1 protein-coding gene is annotated in these 1,302 nt (G+C 36.6%); it reads right to left on the bottom strand.

What is annotated here, in order from left to right; all coding sequences use genetic code 11:
• Positions 1-121: 121 nt before the first annotated feature.
• Positions 122-1,090, bottom strand: a complete 969-nt coding sequence (locus AACP56_RS17855) for an IS110 family transposase (RefSeq protein WP_339334798.1) — start codon at positions 1,088-1,090, stop codon at positions 122-124.
• Between the last annotated feature and the right edge of the window lie 212 nt (positions 1,091-1,302).

Below are 1,302 nucleotides of genomic sequence, written 5' to 3'. Positions count from 1 at the left end.
ACAACAAAGAACTGAGGTAAAAAACAAATAAATTCTTCCTTAATCTGAGACAATACTCTTTTAGGCCCATAGATTCTAAAATTAAATTCTTTGAGCTTTTTTTATTTGGTTTACCTACTGTTTATCTTGGCAATATTGAAACGTAGGTTTCATCATAGGGCCTTCCAGATTTTGCAATGGCAAAGGACTGTTTTAGTAGTTTATTGGAAACCGCTATAAGTGCCAGTTTCTTGCTCTTACCCTTGTTTACAATCCGCTCGTATAGCTCTTTACATGCCTTGTTGTGTTTGCAAGCATTAAATGCACATAGAAATAGTAGGTTTCGAAGTTTTCTATTACCCACTTTGCTTATTCTCGGCCGACCTTTAACACTACTGCCAGACTCTCGTATCGTAGGGGTTATACCAACATAACTACATAGCTGTGCGGCATTCTCGAACTTAGAAAAACCATCCGTGACCACTATTAAGAACAAGGCCGTCTTTTGTCCTATGCCTGGGATAGAGGTCAACAAGGTCAACTGTTCCTGTTGGTCTTGCTTTACTAATGATAGAATCTTTAATTCGATAGCAGCAACCTCTTTGTCCAGATGCTTCTTATTACGTACAAGAGAACGATAAACGAACTTTGAAGGTATGCCCAGAACAGCTTCTCCATGTATCTTATTCTTAGTGGCCGTACGCTGCTTTAAATAGGTGTCCAACAATCTGAACAACTGTAAACATTCACTCTGTATATCCGTCAAAGCATTGTAAATAGGAACTTCATTAATCAGTGCATATTCACATATGGCCTTTGCATCGCTCTTGTCCGTTTTTACCTTAGCCAACTTCATCTGTATAAATCGCTTTATCGATAAAGGATTTACTACTGAAACTGTTACTTTGTGTTTGTAAAGAAACTGAGCAAGCCTGTAATGATAATAACCTGTAGCTTCCATGACTACCAATGAACCTTCAGGTAATTCTTTTAGGAATCTTTTAAAACCAGATTCATCGTTTTTATACTGACCGTAACCTTTGTTGCTTCCATGTACATCAAAGACATCCTTACTGATGTCAACTCCATAAGTTTCTTTATATTTATTCATAAGAACTGATTTATGAAAGAGCATACTACCTTAATCACAACAACTTGAAAACGAGATCTAAAGTCTCACAGAACTGAACGTGGTTTGAGTAGTAAAAGAGAGAGGATTATCAATGTTGTCGAAGTCGATAGCTTCACCGTGTATACTAACCTTAATTCTCTCTTTTGTTCTTTCTGATTATTACACCAATTTATAGAGAATCAAACTTAAGA

The organism is Croceitalea sp. MTPC6, assembly GCF_036985525.1.
In the GTDB taxonomy this organism is placed as follows: domain Bacteria; phylum Bacteroidota; class Bacteroidia; order Flavobacteriales; family Flavobacteriaceae; genus Croceitalea.
The sequence above is the reverse complement of the archived record's forward strand: the minus strand, read 5'-3'. Positions and strand labels throughout refer to the sequence as shown.

Coding starts and splice junctions, on each gene's coding strand:
- AACP56_RS17855 (WP_339334798.1), bottom strand. CDS start 1,090: ATGAATAAATATAAAGAAACTTATGGAGTTGACATCAGTAAGGATGTC.